The 17470-nt window shown below is 71.1% G+C and carries 11 protein-coding genes; 4 read left to right on the top strand and 7 right to left on the bottom strand.

Going from position 1 to position 17470, the window contains the following annotated elements:
• The first annotated feature begins 471 nt into the window (after window positions 1–471).
• A complete protein-coding gene (locus tag OHT77_RS43285; RefSeq protein ID WP_266775312.1) occupies window positions 472–1101 on the top strand; it encodes a molybdopterin-dependent oxidoreductase in 630 nt (209 codons plus the stop codon).
• A 68-nt stretch (window positions 1102–1169) separates the two neighbouring features.
• Window positions 1170–2174 carry an alpha/beta fold hydrolase gene (locus tag OHT77_RS43280; protein WP_328833857.1) on the top strand — a complete coding sequence of 335 codons (1005 nt, stop codon included), beginning with the start codon at window positions 1170–1172 and terminating at the stop codon, window positions 2172–2174.
• Here OHT77_RS43280 and OHT77_RS43275 read toward each other — a convergent pair.
• The 7 genes from OHT77_RS43275 to OHT77_RS43245 all read right to left on the bottom strand — a co-directional run bounded on the left by OHT77_RS43275 (window position 2137) and on the right by OHT77_RS43245 (window position 12626).
• Complete coding sequence (locus OHT77_RS43275; protein ID WP_328833856.1) at window positions 2137–2895, bottom strand: thioesterase II family protein; 759 nt, start codon at window positions 2893–2895, stop codon at window positions 2137–2139. The genes OHT77_RS43280 and OHT77_RS43275 overlap by 38 nt on opposite strands.
• 16 nt (window positions 2896–2911) lie before the next feature.
• A complete protein-coding gene (locus OHT77_RS43270; protein ID WP_328833855.1) occupies window positions 2912–3784 on the bottom strand; it encodes a 3-hydroxybutyryl-CoA dehydrogenase in 873 nt (290 codons plus the stop codon).
• Window positions 3781–4830 carry a 3-oxoacyl-ACP synthase III family protein gene (locus tag OHT77_RS43265; RefSeq protein WP_328833854.1) on the bottom strand — a complete coding sequence of 350 codons (1050 nt, stop codon included), beginning with the start codon at window positions 4828–4830 and terminating at the stop codon, window positions 3781–3783. The genes OHT77_RS43270 and OHT77_RS43265 overlap by 4 nt, the downstream gene beginning before the upstream one ends.
• A 43-nt stretch (window positions 4831–4873) precedes the next feature.
• Entirely contained in the window at window positions 4874–6220 is a 1347-nt protein-coding gene (gene ccrA / locus OHT77_RS43260) for a crotonyl-CoA carboxylase/reductase (protein WP_328833853.1), read from the bottom strand.
• 10 nt (window positions 6221–6230) lie between these two features.
• Window positions 6231–7871: an FAD-binding oxidoreductase gene (locus OHT77_RS43255; protein WP_328833852.1), complete on the bottom strand. Its 1641-nt coding sequence runs from the start codon at window positions 7869–7871 to the stop codon at window positions 6231–6233.
• A 28-nt stretch (window positions 7872–7899) separates the two neighbouring features.
• Window positions 7900–9159, bottom strand: a complete 1260-nt coding sequence (locus tag OHT77_RS43250; protein ID WP_328833851.1) for a cytochrome P450 — start codon at window positions 9157–9159, stop codon at window positions 7900–7902.
• 1115 nt (window positions 9160–10274) lie between these two features.
• Entirely contained in the window at window positions 10275–12626 is a 2352-nt protein-coding gene (locus OHT77_RS43245; RefSeq protein ID WP_328833850.1) for a BTAD domain-containing putative transcriptional regulator, read from the bottom strand.
• A 449-nt stretch (window positions 12627–13075) separates the two neighbouring features.
• On the opposite strand from OHT77_RS43245, the gene OHT77_RS43240 reads away from it, so the two are divergent.
• The gene (locus tag OHT77_RS43240) at window positions 13076–16057 is read left to right on the top strand and encodes an AfsR/SARP family transcriptional regulator (RefSeq protein WP_328833849.1); all 2982 of its coding nucleotides are present in this window, start codon (window positions 13076–13078) and stop codon (window positions 16055–16057) included.
• Window positions 16058–16175: 118 nt separating this feature from the next.
• A complete protein-coding gene (locus tag OHT77_RS43235) occupies window positions 16176–17396 on the top strand; it encodes a cytochrome P450 family protein (RefSeq protein WP_328833848.1) in 1221 nt (406 codons plus the stop codon).
• The last annotated feature ends 74 nt before the right edge of the window (window positions 17397–17470 follow it).

Genomic DNA, 17470 nt, shown 5'->3' with positions numbered 1-17470 from the left:
ACTCCCGGACAAGCGTTGACCGGCCCGGTCCCCTCGCACAGGACCCGGGCCGCCCGCCCGTCGAGCGCGGCGAGCACGGTCCCGGCGGAGGTACGGGCGCCCGGGTCGAGGCCGATCAGCCCGTGCACGCGCACGATCTGCTCATCGTCGAGGCGGGCCCTGCCCGGCGCCGAGGGCGCCGACGTAAGCGATGCCAGTGGTCAGCCTGCTGTGCAACACCGTGATGTCTACGTCCCGTTCATCGCCCAGCACGATCAGACAGGCAGCGGCCGGACGCTCACGGCCCTCCTCGTTCCGGGCGTCGGCGCCGAAACCCACCTGGTGGGCGAGGTCGCCGTAGCCGGTATTCCGGTGAGGGGCGGCGCGCGGGCGTGCGGCGGGACCCGGCGTCGGCCGGCGCCCGGGTGAGCGCCTACGCTGCTCGGGGAAGGTAGCCGTGACCAGGAGACCAGCGGAGAAGGGACCTCACCCGTGGCGAGCGACCGACACGATACGGCCGAGGCCGGCGACGCGTCCCGGCCCGTCCCGCCCGGCCAGCGTCATGTGCACGGCTGGCCGGTGTCGCATTACGGTCCTGTGCCCCGGTTCCGCCCCGAGCGCTGGAACCTGCGCGTGCACGGCGCCACCGCCGACGGTGCCGAGCGCGTCTGGACGTTCGACGAGCTGGCGCCGCTGCCGCATGTGACGGTCGTCGCCGACCTGCACTGCGCGTCCGGTCCGACCTCCACCGACCACGAGTGGTACGGCATCCCCGCGACGACCGTCCTGGAGCTGGTCCCGCCCGCGCCGGAGGTCACGCACGTCATGGCGTGGGCGGAGTACGGCTATTCGACCAATCTCCGCCTCGCCGACTTCACCGCGCCGCAGACCCTGCTGACCACCCATCACAACGGCGAGCCCCTCACCGCCGAACACGGCTTCCCCCTGCGGCTGGTGGTGCCGCATCTGTACGGCTACAAGAGCGCGAAGTGGCTGCGTGCGATCGAGTACCTCACGGAGGACCGGCGCGGTTTCTGGGAGGAGCGCGGCTATCACACCGTCGCCGATCCGTGGAAGGAACAGCGCTACTCCTACCAGGAGCAGGACGCCGACGGTGCGTGACGGCACCCCCGCTGAGCGGCGGAAACCCGCGACAGGGCGCCTCAAGGACGGCACGTAACCTCGTCCGCATGGTTGCGCATCGATACGTGGACGTGAACGGCATCCGGCTGCACATCGCCGAGCAGGGCGAGGGTCCCCTGGTGATCCTGCTGCACGGTTTCCCGGAGTCGTGGCACTCCTGGCACCGGCAGCTGGGCCCGCTGGCCGAGGCGGGGTTCCGGGTGGTCGCCCCGGACCAGCGGGGCTACGGCAGCAGTGACCACCCGGACGACGTGGACGCGTACACGATCCTTCATCTGGTCGGCGATGTCGTGGGCCTGATAAGGGAGTTGGGCGAGGAGAAGGCGTACGTCGTCGGGCACGACTGGGGTGCGCCGGTCGCCTGGCACACCGCGCTGCTGCGGCCGGACATGGTGCTCGGGGTGGCCGGTCTGAGCGTGCCGCCGCCGCACCGGGGCGCGCAGCCGCCGCTGGGCATGATGGAGGAGATCTTCCAGGGCCGGTTCTACTGGAACTATTTCGCCCGGCCGGGTGTCGCCGACGCCGAGTTCGCCCGGGACACCCGCACCGCTCTCCGCAAGTTCCTCTATTCGGCGTCCGGTTCGGCCTCTCCTTCGGGCGAGATCCGGCAGCCGCTGGTGGATCCGGAGAAGGGCTGGCTCGCGGCGATGGAGGATCCCGAGGTGCTGCCGGAGTGGCTCACCGAGGACGATCTCGACGTGCTGACCGAGAGTTTCACCAAGGGCTTCACCGGCGCCCTGAACTGGTACCGGAACCTGGACCGGAACTGGGAGTTGACCGCGCCGTGGGCCGACGCGGTGATCACCCGGCCCGCCCTGTACATCTTCGGCGACCGCGACGTCGTCCCCGCGTTCCCCGGCGCGCGCGACCTCATCGACCAGTTGCCGCGGCTCATGCCGAGCCTGCGGCGCGCGCCGGTCGAGCTGGCCGGCTGCGGTCACTGGACCCAGCAGGAGCGCCCCGCCGAGGTGAACGCCGCTCTCATCGACTTCCTCACCGGCTGCGAGCAAGAGATCAACGGCGGGCCAGGAACGGTGTCAGACCCTTCGTGATCACCTCGGCCAGCCTCTCCTGGTGCGCGGTCAGGAAGAAGTGGCCGCCGGAGAGGGTGACGAGGTCGAAGGTGCCCATCGTGTGCTCGCGCCAGGCCTCGGCCTCGTCCGCGGAGACCTTCGGGTCGTCGACGCCGGTGAACACGGTCAGCGGGCAGTCGAGGGGCGGCCCTGGCGCGTACCGGTAGTTCTCCACGATCCGGAAGTCGGCGCGGATGGCGGGCAGCACCATCCGCAGGATCTCCTCGTCGGCGAAGACCCGGTTGTCCGTGCCGCTGAGGGTGCGGATCTCCCGCAGCAGACCGTCGTCGTCCAACGCGTGGTCGTACTCCGGCCGTTGGCGGGAGGGAGCACGCCGCCCGGACACGAACAGGGCCGCCGGAGCGTGTCCTACGGCCGTCAGCGAGCGGGTGACCTCGAAGGCGAGCATGGCTCCGAGGCTGTGGCCGAACAGGGCGAGGGGCCGGTCGGTCAAGGGCAGCAGTTCGTCCACCACGCCACGCGTGAGCTGGTCCAGGCTCTCGACGAAGGGTTCGCCACGGCGGTCCTGGCGGCCGGGGTACTGGACCGCCAGGACCTCCACCTCGGGGCTCAGCATCGCCGGCAGGCCCGCGAAGAAGGTGGCCGAGCCGCCCGCGTGGGGCAGGCAGACGAGGCGCACCGGGGCGGTGGGCCGGGGCTGGAACCGCCGTATCCACAAGGTGCTCTGGGGCTCGGTCATGTCGCTCCGTGGGGACTCAGCGGGTGGCCGGGGTGTCGTAACGGTGGAAGCCCCGGCCCGACTTGCGGCCGAGTCGGCCCTCCTCGATCAGGCGGTCCAGGAGGGGCGGGACGGCGTGGTGGGGGTCGCCGGTGCGGCGTTCCATGGTGCGGGCGACGTCGGCGATGGTGTCGAGGCCGATGAGGTCGAGCACGGCGAGGGGGCCCATGGGGTGGCCGCAGCCGAGGGCCATGCCGCGGTCGATGTCCTCGGGGGTGGCCACGCCCGCCTCGTACATGCGGACGGCGGAGAGGAGGTACGGGATGAGGAGCGCGTTGACGACGAAGCCGCAGCGGTCCTCGGCGCGGACGGTCTGCTTGCCCAGGACGTCGGTCACGAAGGTCTCGGCGTCGCGCGCGGTGCGGTCACTGGTGTGCTGGGAGCGGATGACCTCGACCAGGGGCATGGCGGGCACCGGGTTGAAGAAGTGCAGGCCGATGACGTCGCCCGGCCTGCTGGTGGCGTTGCCGAGGTCGGCGATGGAGAGGCTGGAGGTGGTGGAGGCGAGGACGGCCGCCGGGTCCTCGACGGTCTTGGCGAGGACGGTGAACAGCCGCAGTTTCGCCTCACGGTCCTCGGATATCGCTTCGATGACGAATTGACGGTCCGTCAACTCATCGGTGTCGCAGCCGAATCCGGCACGTGCCTCGGCGTCCGCGCGGGCCCGCTCGTCGATGTGTCCCTTGGTAAGGGCACGGTCGAGCAGCCGCAGGACCCGGGTGCGGGCCCGGTCGGCGGAGGCCGGCCCGGAACCCAGCACACGCACGTCCAGTCCTGCACGTAGACACTCGGAGGCGATCCCCGCGCCCATGATGCCGCCGCCGACGACACCGACCCGCCGGGCGCTCATGCGGCGGCTCCCGCGGCCAGGGCCGGGGCCGACCAGCGCAGCAGGCCCGTGGCGACCGCCATGCCGGCACCGAACCCGGCGAGCAGCACGAGGTCGCCCTCGCTCAGCAGGCCGGACCGGTTCGCCTCGTCGAGGGCGATGGCGACGGAGGCACTGCCGGTGTTGCCGGTGTGGTCCAGCGGGAGATGGGTGGCGGCGGCGGAGAGGCCGCAGGCGTCGATGAGTTCGGCGACCATCATGCCGTTGGCCTGGTGGGGCATGAAGTGGTCGATGTCGGCGGCCTTGCAGTCGCAGCGGTCCAGCAGGTCGGCGATGATGCCGGGCACGTTGTCGAGGACGTAGTCGCGGACCTGGCGGCCCTGCATGTGCAGCAGGTGGGAGCGGTCGGCGATGGTCTCGGCGGAGGCGGGGCGACGGCTTCCGCCGCCGGGCAGCCAGATCAGCTCGTGGGCGTCGCCGCCGCCGACCATGTCGAGGTCGAGGAATCCGGACTCCTCGTCGACGGCCGCGACCACGGCGGCTCCGGCCCCGTCGCCGAACAGCACGCTGGTGGCCCGGTCCTCGAAGTCCACGAACCGCGAGTAGACGTCGGTGCCGATGACCAGGGCCTTCGCGGTGGGGCGCAGGGTGATCAGGGCCCGGGCCAGGGCGAGCGCGGTGACGAAGCCGGAGCAGGCGATGTTGACGTCGAAGCAGCCCGCCCGGCGGGCACCGAGGGCGTGCTGCACCAGGGAGGCGGTGGCCGGGATCGGGGCGTCGCCCGTGGTGGTGGAGACGATGAGGTAGTCGATCTCGTCGGCGTGCAGGCCCGCCGCGTCGAGTGCGGCGCGGGAGGCGTGGACGGCGAGGTCGGAGGCGGCCTCGTCCGGTGCGACGAAGCGACGGGAGACGATCTTCGTCTTGCGGGCGATCCACTCCGCGTCGGTGCGGGGGACGATCCGAGCGATCTCCTCGTTGGTCACCACTCGTTCGGGCAGATAGGAGCCGGTCGAGAGGATGCCTATGCCACAGGGCTCGGTGCTCGCCCCGGCCGTGTCCGGATTCATGTGCGGTTCCCTTCGGATGTCGCGCCGCTCGCCGCCCTGTGCGTCATCGGACAGCGGCCGGGGTGAACGGGCGCAGCGGGTTGAGCGTGTCCTCGCCGATACGGGCGCGCAGTTCGGGCGCGGTGACGCCGAGTCCGGGCTCGGGGGCGAGGCAGAGCACGCCGACCTTGCCGATGTGCTGGTTGAGCTGGACGCGCCGGGTGGCCTCGCCGACCTCGGACAGCGGGTGCACCTCGGAGACGACGGGTGCGATGTGTCCGCGTTCGAAGAGGCGGGCGCACTCGACCATTTCCTGGAGGTTGGCGATGTGGCTGCCGATGATCCGCTTGAGCTTCATCCACAGGTAGCGGTTGTCGAACTCGTGGTGGTAGCCGGTGCTCGACCCGCAGGTCACGACGGCGCCACCGCGCCGGACGACGAACACGGAGATGCCGAAGGTGGCACGTCCGACGTGCTCGAAGGCGATGTGCGGGTCGGCCCCGACCTCGCGGCGGATGATGGCTCCGAGCCGTTTGCCGGCCTTGATGGCGAGTTCGGGGTCGTCGCCGGTGTCGTCCCCGATGCCGATCTCCTCGCGGTTGATCACCACGTCGCAGCCGAGCCTGCGGGCGATCGCCGTCTTCGACTCCGAGCCGACGACTCCTACGGCGATGCCGCCGCCGTTCTTCACCAACTGGGCGGCGTACGCGCCGAGTCCGCCGGACGCGCCCCAGATCAGCACGATGTCGCCCTGCTTCATCCGGGCGCCGCGGTCGCTGACGAGCATCCGGTACGCGGTGCCGCCGCAGACGGGGATGCTCGCTCCCTCCTCCCACGTCAAGTGGGCAGGTTTGGGGACGAGTTGGCTGGCCCGCGCCACCGAGTAGTGGGCGAGGCCGCCGTAGTTGGTCTCGAAGCCCCAGGCGAGCTGGTTCTCGCTGAGCATGCCGTCGGACTGGGTGGCGGGCTCCTGGTCGTCGACGTAGGCCGGGCTCACGATCACGTGGTCGCCGACGCGCCAGCGGCGGACGCCGGTGCCGACACGGACGATGACCCCGGAGCCGTCCGAGCCCAGCACGTGGAAGGGCTGGTCGTGGCGGGTCGCCCAGCCGCCCTGGCGGGCGTAGGAGCGCAGGAAGCGGAACGTGGAGAGGGGTTCGAACTTCGCGGACCAGACGGTGTTGTAGTTCACCGAGCTGGCCATGACCGCGATCAGCACCTCGTCGGGGGCGAGTTCGGGCATGGGGACCTCGCCGACGTGCAGGGTGCGGCGGACGTCCTTGTCCTCGGAGTCGCCGAAGAGTCCCTCGTCCTCGACGCGCAGGTGGGCGGCGGTGAAGTGGCTTGGCAGCGGGGCGCGTTGGAGTTCTTCGGGCGACGCCCCGGACAGCACGGCATCGGACAGCGACATGTCGGGTTCCTCATTCACCGTCGGGTGGTTCGATGGACAGCGCGTGCCGGAAGACGTTCCGCGGGTCGTACGCCGCCTTGACGCGCTGCAGGCGGGGGTAGTTGTCCTTGTAGTAGAAGGTCGACCACGGCACCCCCGACGTGTTCTGCGTGGGGTCGGCCATGTCGGCGTCGACGTAGTTGATGTAACAGCCGTCCCAGGTGCCGTCCGGCACGGGGACTCCCCCGGTCTTGGCGTAGACCTCGCGGTACATGCCCCGCACCCACGCGATGTGGGTGGCGTCGGTGGCCGGGTCGACCCACCAGGCCTGGTACTGCATCTTGACGACCGAGTCGCGCTGCGGGATCGCGGTGGCGTCGGAGGCGACCGAGCTGATCTCGCCGCCGTAGGGGAACAGGATCAGGGAGGCGCCGGGGTTGCTGTAATCGGGGGCCGTCAGATAGCGGTGGATGACGGAGGCCTGGTCGGTGGTGAAGTTGCCCTTGAGGTAGGCGGACCGGGCCTTCACGCGGACGGCGGGGGCCGCGTAGTTGGACGTCGAGATGAAGCGGGTGGCCTGGCCCCAGGTGACCTTGGAGGGGGCGACGACCAGACTGTCCCGTACGGCCTGGGCGGTGCCTGCGCCGATCGCGGTCAGGTGGTCGGTGAGGATCTGTGCCGCGTTCGGGGCGGTGGCGTCGACCTGGGTGATGAGGGTGAGGACGCCGGTGGCTACGTGGTTCAGGCCGAACAGGCTGGACAGCGCGTTCTCGGCCGCGCCGGGTGCGCTGTGGGCCTGCTGCCAGGCGACGAAGTTCCGCAGCAGCCTGCCGAAGTCGGCCTCGTCGACCGAACTCCAGGGAATCGCGACGATGTTGAGCAGTACATGGGACGGCGGGGCGGGCAGCAGGGTCTCCGGGTTGGTGCCGGTGGCGTCCGGGCTGCGGAACCAATAGCGGGTCACCACACCGAAGTTGCCGCCGCCTCCGCCGGTGTGCGCCCACCACAGGTCGTGGTGCGGGTCGGCCGGGTCGGCGGTCGCGATGACGGCCTTGGCGATGCCTGCCGCGTTGACCACGACGACCTCGACGGCGTAGAGGTGGTCGACGACGAGGCCGAACTGCCGTGACAGCAGCCCGTATCCGCCGCCGCAGGCGTGTCCGCCCATGCCGACGGAGTAGCACAGGCCGCCGGGGAGGGTGACGCCCCAGTCGCGGTAGAGGGTGTCGTAGACGTTGAGGAGGATCGCGCCGGGTTCGATGCAGAAGGCGCGCCGCGCCGCGTCGTAGGAGACCTTGTCGAGGGTGGAGAGGTCGAGGACGATGTCGATCTCGGGGTTGTAGACGAAGTCCTCGAAGCAGCCGCCGCCGCTGCGCACCGAGAGGCGTTTGCCGCCGCTGACGGCCTCCTGTACGGCGGCGACGGCGTCCGCGGTGCTGCGGATGACCCGGATCTTCTCGGGGTGACCGACCCAGCGCTTGTTGTAGCCGGTGGTCATGTCGTCGTAGCGGCCGTCCTGCGGGGTGACCACGATCGGGGCACTCGCCGTGTCCTCGGCCGTGGGCGTCGCGGCCTGTGCGGTGCCGCCCGCTCCGGTCGCCGCCGTCGTTCCTGTCACGGTCACCCCCGCGATCGCGTATTCGAGCAGTCTTCTGCGGCCCAGCTCTGGCATCCGGCGTCCCTCTCCTCGGTGGTGGCGGTCAGCGGCGCGGGCCGGCCACGGCGGGCATGCTGGTGATGGCGCTGACGAAGTTGCTGGTCACCCGGACCGGCTCACCGATCTCGAAGTCCGGTACGCGGCGCAGGAGTTCGCCGAGGAGCATGCGGAGCTCCATGCGGGCCAGGACGTTGCCGAGGCAGTGGTGGGGGCCGCCGCCGCCGAAGCTGATGTGCCGGTTGGGGGTGCGGGCGAGGTCGAGGGTGTTGGGGTTGGTGAAGACGCGCTCGTCGCGGTTGCCCGACGGGTAGAACAGGGCGACCTTGTCACCCTCCCTGATCTTCTGCCCGTTGAGTTCGGTGTCGCGGCTCGCGGTACGGCGCAGGGTGAGGACCGGGGTCGCCCAACGGAGCAGTTCCTCCACGGCCTTGCCGGAGAGGGTGTCGAAGTCGGCTGCCAGCAGGGCGCGTTGGGCGGGGAAGTCGGAGAGCGCCTTGCCCGCGTGGCTGATCGTCTGCCGGGGGGTGTCGAAGCCGGCGCCGATGAGCAGCAGGAAGAAGGCACTGATCTCGGCGTCGGTCAGGCCCTCGCCGTCGACCCTGGCCTGCACGAGGTCGGTCATCACGTCGTCCTGCGGGTCGGCCCGGCGCGCCTTCGCCATCTCCACGGCCGTACCCGAGACCAGTCCGACGACCTCGTTGACCAACTCGGCGCGGTCCTTGCCGAGTTTCTCCGCCTCGTCGCGGCTGGAGAGCATGATGCTGATCGCCTCGGTGAAGCGGTCGATCTCCGCCGCCTCCAGACCCAGCATGTACGTCATCGTCCAACGGGCCATCGGCATCGACACCTTGGCCACGAAGTCGCACTCGCCCGCGGTCGCGAAGTCCTCGACGATACGGCGCACCTCCGCGGCCATCGACGCGCGCATCTGCTCCATGCGGGCCGGGCTGAACGCCGAGGAGACGAGGCTGCGCAGCTTCAGATGACGCGGGGCGTCCAGGGCGACGATGGACTGGGTCGCCTGGAGGATGTCGTCGGGCAACTCCTCGAACTGCACACCCTTGCTGGATATATAGAGATCCGGCTGACTGCTGACGGCCACGATGTCGGCGTGCCGGACCACCGCCCAGAACCCGTCGTCGGGCGGGGTCGGGAGCAGGCTGCCCTCGGGTGCCTTGTGCCAGGAGACCGGGCGGGCGTCACGCAGGGTCCGGAAGGTGTCGTCCCAGACCGACGGGGGCTGCGACCAGAACTGGATGGACGAAATGTCGGCGGTGTCGAACTGCCGAGACGCGGCGGTCACCAAGGTCTCCTCCTGCTGAGGGAAGCGGCACGCGTGGGACCACGACGTGCGGACATCGCCGCCGAGCATGCGACAGCCCCCCTGCCGAGGCCTTGTCGAATCGCTTGCCGCCCACTTGCGGGGGGCTGCCCGCCGGGACCACGGGGCTCTCGGACGAGGGCAGCCTGCCGGGGCCACGGGGCTCTTGGACGAGGGCAACCTGCCGGGGCCACGGGGCTCTTCGGTAAGGGCGGCCTGCCGAGGACGCCTGCCTCCTCGCGGGAGCTGTCTGCCAGGGACACCGGCACCTTTGCCTACCGGCCCGCCCGGTAGGAACACCCGCGCCCTTTGCCTGTCTGTCCGCGTGCCAGGGAGACCCGCGCCTTGCCTACCGGCCCGCCTGGCAGAGTCACCTGCGGCTTCGCCTGCCGGTCCACATGACATGGACACCCGCGCCTTCGCCTACCGGCCCGCCCGGTAGGAGCACCCGCGCCCTTTGCCTGTCTGTCCGCGTGCCAGGGAGACCCGCGCCTTGCCTACCGGCCCGCCTGGCAGAGTCACCTGCGGCTTCGCCTGCCGGTCCACATGACATGGACACCCGCGCCTTGCCTACCGGCCCGCCTGAAAGAAACACCCGCGCCCCTTGCCTACCTGTCCGCGCGTGAGGGACACCCGCGCCTTCGCCTACCGACCCGCCCGACAGGAACTCCCGCGCCCTCGCCTGCCGGGCCCGCATGCCAGGACACCCGCAGCTTCGCCCGACGGCCCGCCTGGCAGGGACACCCGCGGCTTCGCCCGACGGCCGCCCGTCGGGGACGGTTGCGTCCTAGCGCCGGCCTGACCGTCAGGAACGCGCGCACCGTTGGCTGACTGCTCGCCCACCGAGAGCGCCCGCGTCGGTGACTGACTGCTCACCCGCCGGGGAGGCCCGGTTCCTCGTAGCGCCTAGGCCACAGAGGACACCCACGCCGTCCCTTGACGGCCCGCCCGCCAGGACATCCGCGTTAGGTCCCGACGGCCCGCCCCACGGAGACAGTTGCGGCCGAGCACCGGCCTAACCGCAGGGAGCGCCCGCATCGTTGCCCGACGCCCCGCCCCTCACCACGCCCCCCTCACCAAGCCCCGCACCACCCCCGTCAAGCCGGATGCGGAGGCACAGATGTAGGCCCGCGAGCGCCCTTCGCGTCTCCAGCCGTCGAATGCCTCCGAGGCGCGCGCCGTGCCCGGTCGCGGCCGGGCTCGTACTCGCCGTGCAGCGCGGCGGGGCGCTGGGCCAGGGCCCGGACCACGCTCTCGCGGAGTCTGGCGCGGTCGGAGCCGCTGAGTTCGCCGAGGAGGACCTCCTGGACGAGTTCGTCGCGGAAGGAGAGGAGGAAAGGGGGTTGGGCCGCGCGGCGCAGCAGGCCACGGCGGGTCGCGGCCTCGATGGCCGCCTCCACGTCAGTGGTGCTGCCCAACACCTCGCGGACCAGGGCGAGTTCGAACGCGCCGCCGAGTGCGGAACAACAGCGCAGGACGTCAAGGACCGGTCCCGGCAGCGCAGCGAGCCGGCGGCCGACGGCCTGGCGGACGCCGACCGGGATGTCAGCGAGGGCGTTCTCCACCACCGCGCGGTCACACAGCAGCCCGGGGTCGCCGACCCCGGCGATGAACTGGTGCAGGACGTACGGGTTGCCGCGGCTGCGTTCGTGCAGCAGCCGTAAGACCTCGTCCGGCACCTCGACCAGCGTCTGCGCGGACACCAGGTCGCCGGTCTCGCGCCGGGACAGCCCGGTGAGCCGCACGCTGCGGGTCCGCGAGTCGCCCAGCGCCTCCGCGACCGCTCCCCCGCCCATCAGGTCGGCGGCGGCACCCGTGTCGTCGGCGGTGACGACCACGCTCAGCGGTTCGCAGTGCAGCCGGGTGCGCAGCAGCGCGAGGAGTTCGAGGGAGGATTCGTCGGCCTGGTCGAGATCTTCGAGTACGACGACGAGGGGGTCCTCGGCGGCGAGCGAGAGCAGCGTCTCGCACATGGCGTCCTGGGTGAGGAAGCGGGCCCGGGCCGAGGGGTCCTCGCCGCTCAGACTCCGCCGACCGGACTCGGGGTCCAGCATGAGCGGCGCGAGCAGACTCCCGAACCGCGCCTCGGCCTTGCGGAACCCCTCGGGGCGCGACACCGCGAGCTGCCGGAAGACCTGCGCCCACACCCAGTACGCGGGCACACCCTCGCCGGAGGTGCACCGCCCCCAGACGACTTCCTGGAGCAACTCGTGCAGCCGGACGGCGAGTTCCTCGACCAGTTCGGTCTTGCCGACACCCGTCTCGCCGAGCACGGCGGTCAGATGGCTGCCGCCGTCCAGCGCGTCGAGGACATGGTCCCCGAGAACGGCCAGTTCCCGATCACGGCCGACGAGGACACCCCGGGTGCCGGAACCTCTGGGCAGGCGGTGGGCCCCGGTCGTGTGATGGGTCCGCGCGGCGGGCTGTCGCGGGTGAAAGGGCCGTTCGGCAACAGCCGTCGGGGGCTCGTCAGGGCCCGGCGTGGCGGCAGCGGGACGCGGGGCGGCCTCGGGGGTCGGCTCGTACAGGTCGGCGCCGCGGTCGGTGATGACGCAGGAGCCCCCTGACGCCGGTGGTTCGGTCAGGGGAAGGCGCTGGTGGAGTATGTCGGCGTGGACGCCCTGGAGTTCGGCCCCTGGGTCGACCCCGAGTTCGTCGGCGAGATGGCGGCGGGTCTGCTCGTAGAGCCGTAACGACTCCGCCTGCCGTCCCAGCAGGTACAGGCCGCTCATCAGGTGCCCGACGCACCGCTCGCGCGTCGGATTGCGCTGCACCTCGGGGTAGAGCGTGGTCACCACGGAGTCGGCCTCGCCGATGGCCAGACAGGCACCGGCCCTGGTCTCCACGGCGGTCAGCCGCAGTTGCTCCAGTCGTTCGTTCTCGTCGGCGATGGGACCGTACGAGGTGAGTTCGAGGTACGGGTCGCCGCGCCACAGGGCGAGCGCCTGGGAGAGTTCGTCGCGGGCGCTGTGGAACCGTCGTTCGGCGAGATCCTGCCGGCCACGGTCGACGAGGGTCTCGAACCGGTGGACGTCGACGAGTTCGGGGTCGATCTCCAGGACGTAGCCGGGCGAACTGTGGCGTACCCGGGCCCGGACGCCGCCTTGTTCGCCGCCGGAGGCCAGCGCGCGGCGCAGGTGCGACACGTAGGTCTGGAGTGTCGCGATGGGGCGGCGGGGCGGGCGTCCCGACCACAGTTCGTCGACAAGCTGCCCGGCAGCGACAACGTTTCCCATCCGTACCAGCAACAGGCCCAGCAGTGCTCGGTGCCGCAGCGGTCCGAGCGGCAGGGAGCGCCCGGCGTGCAATGCGGTCAGCGATCCGAATACCCGTAACTCCCATGCGGGTACGCCTGTTTCGACCGCTCCGTCGACTCGTGGCCGACCGTCCGCAGTTGCCTTCCTGTCGATCGCCCGCTCCAGCGTCACACCCTTGAACAGATCCGACATACGCTTCCTTTGGTCACAGGGAGATGCGGTCGAAGAGAGCGGTTCCACTACACGGCGCGACGCTGCGCAAACAGAACGGAGTGTTTGGACGACACATGCGAAAGGATCTTGGACGACGGCTTTTCGGCCAACAGCCGATGGAGGGGCCTGCCCGACCGTCCACCCGTTCTTTCCTTGAGGTTTACGAGTAGCGAACCCAACCGGGCACCCCCTTTTTCTTTTCCCTGCGCGGGCGTTCGACCACGGGCCGGGCGCCTCGAATCCGTCCTGCGGCGCGATCGTAGAACACATGTTGTGCCGAAAATGTGACGCGCTTCAAGACCGGTTGCATTCAGCCACCACGCGTCTTGTCGCCCCCCTGACGCTTCCCCGCCCGCTTCCACCGCGCACTGTGGGCGAAAAGGGCAACCGAACCATACTCGCGTTCGAACTCGACTAATCTCGGATTCGTGTGGTTGACCGTAATGGGGCCCGTGCGGGCGTGGCAGGACGACACGGAACTCGAGCTGGGGCCCGCCAAGCGACAGGCCCTGCTGGCACTGTTGTTGGTGCGGTCCGGGCAGCCGACGAGTCTGAGCACGATCATCGACGTCCTGTGGGGGCAGACGCCGCCGAGCAGTGCCGCCAACGTGGTCTACCGTCACGCGGCCGCCGTCCGCAGACTCCTGGAGACACCGGGGGCCGACCCCGGCGAGGACGGTACGCCCGCCACCCGACTGGTGCGGGTCTCGGGCGGCTACCGTCTGGACGCCTCCCCCTCGACACTCGATCTACTGCGTTTCCGCCAACTGCGCGGCGCCGCCGAGGACATGGGCGGCACCGGCGCGCTGCGTGACAGCGTCCGACTGCTTACCCGTGCGTTACGTCTGTCCCGGGGGCCGACGGCGTCCGGGATCCCGCCGCACATCGCGCAGCACCCGTACTTCATGGCCGTAGACCGCGAGTATCTGACGGCCGTGAAGGAGGCCGCGGTCATCGCCACCGCCGTGGGCGAGCCGGGGTCCGTTCTGGACATACTCCAGCCGGCCGCCGCCCAGCATCCGCTGGACGAGATACTCCAGGCCCAGCTGGTCCGGACCCTCGCCGCGACCGGCCGCCAGGCCGAGGCACTCCAGGCCTACCACGCGGTCCGCACCCGTCTCGCCGAGCAGTTGGGCATCGCCCCCGGGCCCGAACTCCGGTCCGTCCATCAGGACATCATGCGCCGCGACGCGCACGAGGCCCCCCGACTGTCGCCCGCCTTCCCCGCCGAACCCGCTCGCGCCCGACCGCAGGAGCCGCGCCGGTCTCTTTTACGGCCCTCCCAACTGCCCCCGGACGTGACGGACTTCGCGGGGCGGGAGGCCGAACTCGCCCGCCTGGACACGCTGTTCCCGGTCGACGCGCCGGCCCCGGACGATGCCGGTCACGTCGGGTCGGAACCCCGCAGCACGCATGACACCGGCAACGAGAACACCCCACCCCGGCCGCCCGTGGCGATCGTCGGCATGCCCGGCGTCGGCAAGACCACGCTCGCCGTGCACTGGGCCCACCGCATCGCCCCCCGCTTCCCCGACGGACAGCTGTACGTCGATCTGCGCGGACTCGCCATCGACGGCACCCGGGTCACTCCGAGCGAGGCGCAGCGTGCCTTCCTGGTCGCGCTCGGGGTTCCGGACCGGGAGATCCCGGCGGACCGGGACACCAGGACCGACCTGTACCGCAGTACGCTCGCCGGTCTGCGGCTGCTGATCGTGGTCGACGACGTGGCCCACTCCGACCAGGTACGGCCGCTGCTGCCCGGCACCCCCGGCGCCCTGGTCCTCGTCACCAGCCGCGACCGGCTCGGCGGGCTCGCCGCCCGCGAAGGCGCACGTCCGCTGGTCCTGGCCGATCTGAGCCCGGCCGAGGCCCGCGAGGCACTCGTCCGACGCCTCGGCGGCCGTGGGACCGGGACGGGTTCAGGGGCGGTTTCAGGGACGGATTCGGGGGCGGGCGACGCGGTCGACGACACCGCCGCCGCGTGTGCCCGGCTGCCGTTGGCGTCGGCCGTCGCGGGGGCCGATGTACTGCGACCGGACGGTCGTCTCCCGTGTGTGGCGAGCGAGTTCAGGGCACGGGAGGTCACCCTGGACGAGTTCACCGAGAGCGGCCCGCAGGCCGACATCCGCAGCGTCTTCGCCTGGTCCTACCGGCAGTTGGCGCCGGACTCGGCCCGGATGTTCCGGCTGCTGGCGCTGCATCCCGGGTTCGGGATCGCGGCCACCACCGCCGCCAGTCTGGCCGGGATCCCGCTCGAACTGACCCGGGAACTCCTCGCCGAACTGACCCGCGCGCATCTGCTCACCGAGGAGGCGCCGGACCTGTACGTCCTGCACGACCTTCTCGCCGCCTACGCCCGGGAGTTGCTGCGGGGCAGCGACCGGGAGGGCCAACGCGGGCTGTCCATACGGCGGATGCTCGACCACTACGTGCACACCGCCCGCGCGGCGGCGACCCAACTCGCCCCGCAGCGAACGGAACAGTGGCCGCTGCCGCGCCTCCAGCCGCGTACGACACCGGAGCCGCTGCCCGACCGCGAGCGGGCCGCCGACTGGCTGGACCGATTACTTCTGCCCGTGCTGATCCCGGTCGCGGGGGAGGCGGCGGCCCGTGGACTGCACGCCCACGTCTGCCAGTTGGGGCTGGCGCTCGAAGTCCATCTGGACCGGCGCGCCCGCTGGGAGGAGCAATTGGCGCTGCAGAAGATCTGTCTGCTGAGCGCCGAGGCGCAGGGCGACCTGTGGGCCGCCGCGCACGCCCACCGGGCGCTGGGTTTCGCGCAGGGCCGGCTCGGGCGGCCGGTGGAGGCGCGCACCCATCTGTTCCGCGCGCTCAGCCTGTTCACGGAGGCCGACGACCCCCGTGGCCAGGGTGCCACGCACCGCGCTCTCGCCTTCCGCGCCAACGCCGCCGTACGACACGACCGCGCCCTGGACCACTACGGTCAGGCGCTCGCCCTGTACCGGAGCGCCGGGGACACCCTGGGCGAGAGCAGTGCCCTCAACGGCATCGGCAGGACACTGGTCCTGAAGGGCGATCACCACGCGGCGCTCGACCACTGCGCCCGCGCCGTCGAACTCTCGCGCGCCGCAGGCGACTTGAACGGTCAGGCCGCCGCGCAGGACGGCCTGGGCCACGCCCACCACCACCTCGGCGAGTACGACCGGGCCCTGAGCCAGTACCGGCGGGCGCTCGCTCTCTACCGGGAGTTGAGCGACCGCTGTCTGGAGGCCGACGTCCTCGTCCACGTCGGCCAGACCCAACACGCGCAGAGCTACGTCGACTTGGCGGCCGAGTCCTGGGAGCGCGCGCTGTCCGTCCTGGACGCGCTGCACCACCCCGAGGCGGGCGCGCTGCGCCGGAGGCTGGCCGAGCTGCGGGCGGGGGTGCCGCGGGAGGCGTCGGGCTGACGCAAGCCGACCGCAAGGTCTGCCGCCAGTGGACCGCAAGCCGTCGCGCGAGCCCGTGGCAAGGGGCTGGGCCCATGCTCCCCGGAGCAGCGAACCCAGTGGCCAGGAGGGCGCAGTCGTGCAGGAAACACAGGTGACCGAGGAGCTGGACCTCAGCTTCGTCCAGACGCCCCACGAGGTGCTGAAGCGGCTCCGCGAGGCCGGCCCCGCAGTGAAGGTGATGCTGCCGAACGGCTCACTGGTCTGGATCGTGACCCGCTACGAAGAGGTCAGGCAGGCGCTGAGCGAGCCCAAGCTGAGCAAGTCCTTCAAGGGCCTCAACGAACTGATGGCCCGTCACACCAAGGAGGGCATGGCCCCCAAGCAGTACGACGAGGCCCTCGTCGGCCACATGCTCGCCAGCGACCCGCCGGACCACACCCGGATGCGCAGGCTGGTGAACAAGGCCTTCACCCCGCGCCGCGTCGAGGGCATGCGCACCATGCTGGAGGAGCTGACCAGCAGCCTGCTCGACGAGATGGAGAAGCACGACGAGATCGACCTCCTGGAGGCGCTCGCCTTCCCCGTCCCGATGGAACTCCTCTGCACCCTCCTCGGCGTGCCGGAGGCCGAGCGGCTCGCGTTCGGCCGCTACGCCAGCGTCGTGCTGGCCGACCTCGCGCCCGAGGGGTACGAGGAGGCCACCACCGCGATGCGCGAGTACCTGGTGAAGCTGATCCAGGTCAAGCGCGACAACCCGGGCGACGACCTGCTGAGCGCGCTGATCGCGGCCCGCGACGAGGACGACAAGCTGAGCGAGGGCGAACTCCTCGCCACGATCTACCTGATGTTCTCCGCCGGCACCGAGACCGCCGTCAACCTGATCGGCAACGGCGTCCTGGCCCTGCTCACCCACCCCGAGCAGCTCGCCGCCCTGCGCGCGGACCGTGCGCTGCTCCCGCAGGCCGTCGAGGAGTTCCTGCGCTTCGACGGGCCGGTCAACCTCGCCACGTTCCGGTTCACGGTCGAGCCGGTGACTCTCGGCGATGTGACCATCCCGGTCGGCGAGGTGGTGATGGTGTCGCTGATGGCCGCGAACCGTGACCCCGACCGGTTCGACAACCCCGAGCTGCTCGACATCACCCGGCCGATCGGCGGCCAGATGACCTTCGGCCACGGCATCCACTACTGCATGGGCGCCCCGCTGGCCCGCCTGGAGGCCGAGATCGCCCTCGGTCAACTCCTCGACCGCTTCCCCGACTTGACCCTCGCGGTCGATCCCGCCGAGCTGAAGTGGCGGCTGAGCACCGTGACCCACGGCCTGGACCGGCTGCCGGTACGGCCGCACGGCGCGGCCTGACCTCACCGGAGCCCGCGCACGGAAGGGCGGTGCGGTGGCCGGCGTACGCAATCCGCGAAGGGGAGGGATGTCCG

The organism is Streptomyces sp. NBC_00252 (genome assembly GCF_036187565.1).
Classification (GTDB): domain Bacteria; phylum Actinomycetota; class Actinomycetes; order Streptomycetales; family Streptomycetaceae; genus Streptomyces.
The sequence above is the reverse complement of the archived record's forward strand: the minus strand, read 5'-3'. Positions and strand labels throughout refer to the sequence as shown.

Excerpts from the sequence above, each read along its gene's own strand:
- OHT77_RS43275 (WP_328833856.1), bottom strand. The coding sequence starts at position 2,895 with ATGACCGAGCCCCAGAGCACCTTGTGGATACGGCGGTTCCAGCCCCGG.
- OHT77_RS43255 (WP_328833852.1), bottom strand. The coding sequence starts at position 7,871 with ATGCCAGAGCTGGGCCGCAGAAGACTGCTCGAATACGCGATCGCGGGG.
- OHT77_RS43265 (WP_328833854.1), bottom strand. The coding sequence starts at position 4,830 with ATGAATCCGGACACGGCCGGGGCGAGCACCGAGCCCTGTGGCATAGGC.
- OHT77_RS43270 (WP_328833855.1), bottom strand. The coding sequence starts at position 3,784 with ATGAGCGCCCGGCGGGTCGGTGTCGTCGGCGGCGGCATCATGGGCGCG.
- OHT77_RS43280 (WP_328833857.1), top strand. The coding sequence starts at position 1,170 with ATGGTTGCGCATCGATACGTGGACGTGAACGGCATCCGGCTGCACATC.
- OHT77_RS43245 (WP_328833850.1), bottom strand. The coding sequence starts at position 12,626 with ATGTCGGATCTGTTCAAGGGTGTGACGCTGGAGCGGGCGATCGACAGG.
- ccrA (WP_328833853.1), bottom strand. The coding sequence starts at position 6,220 with ATGTCGCTGTCCGATGCCGTGCTGTCCGGGGCGTCGCCCGAAGAACTC.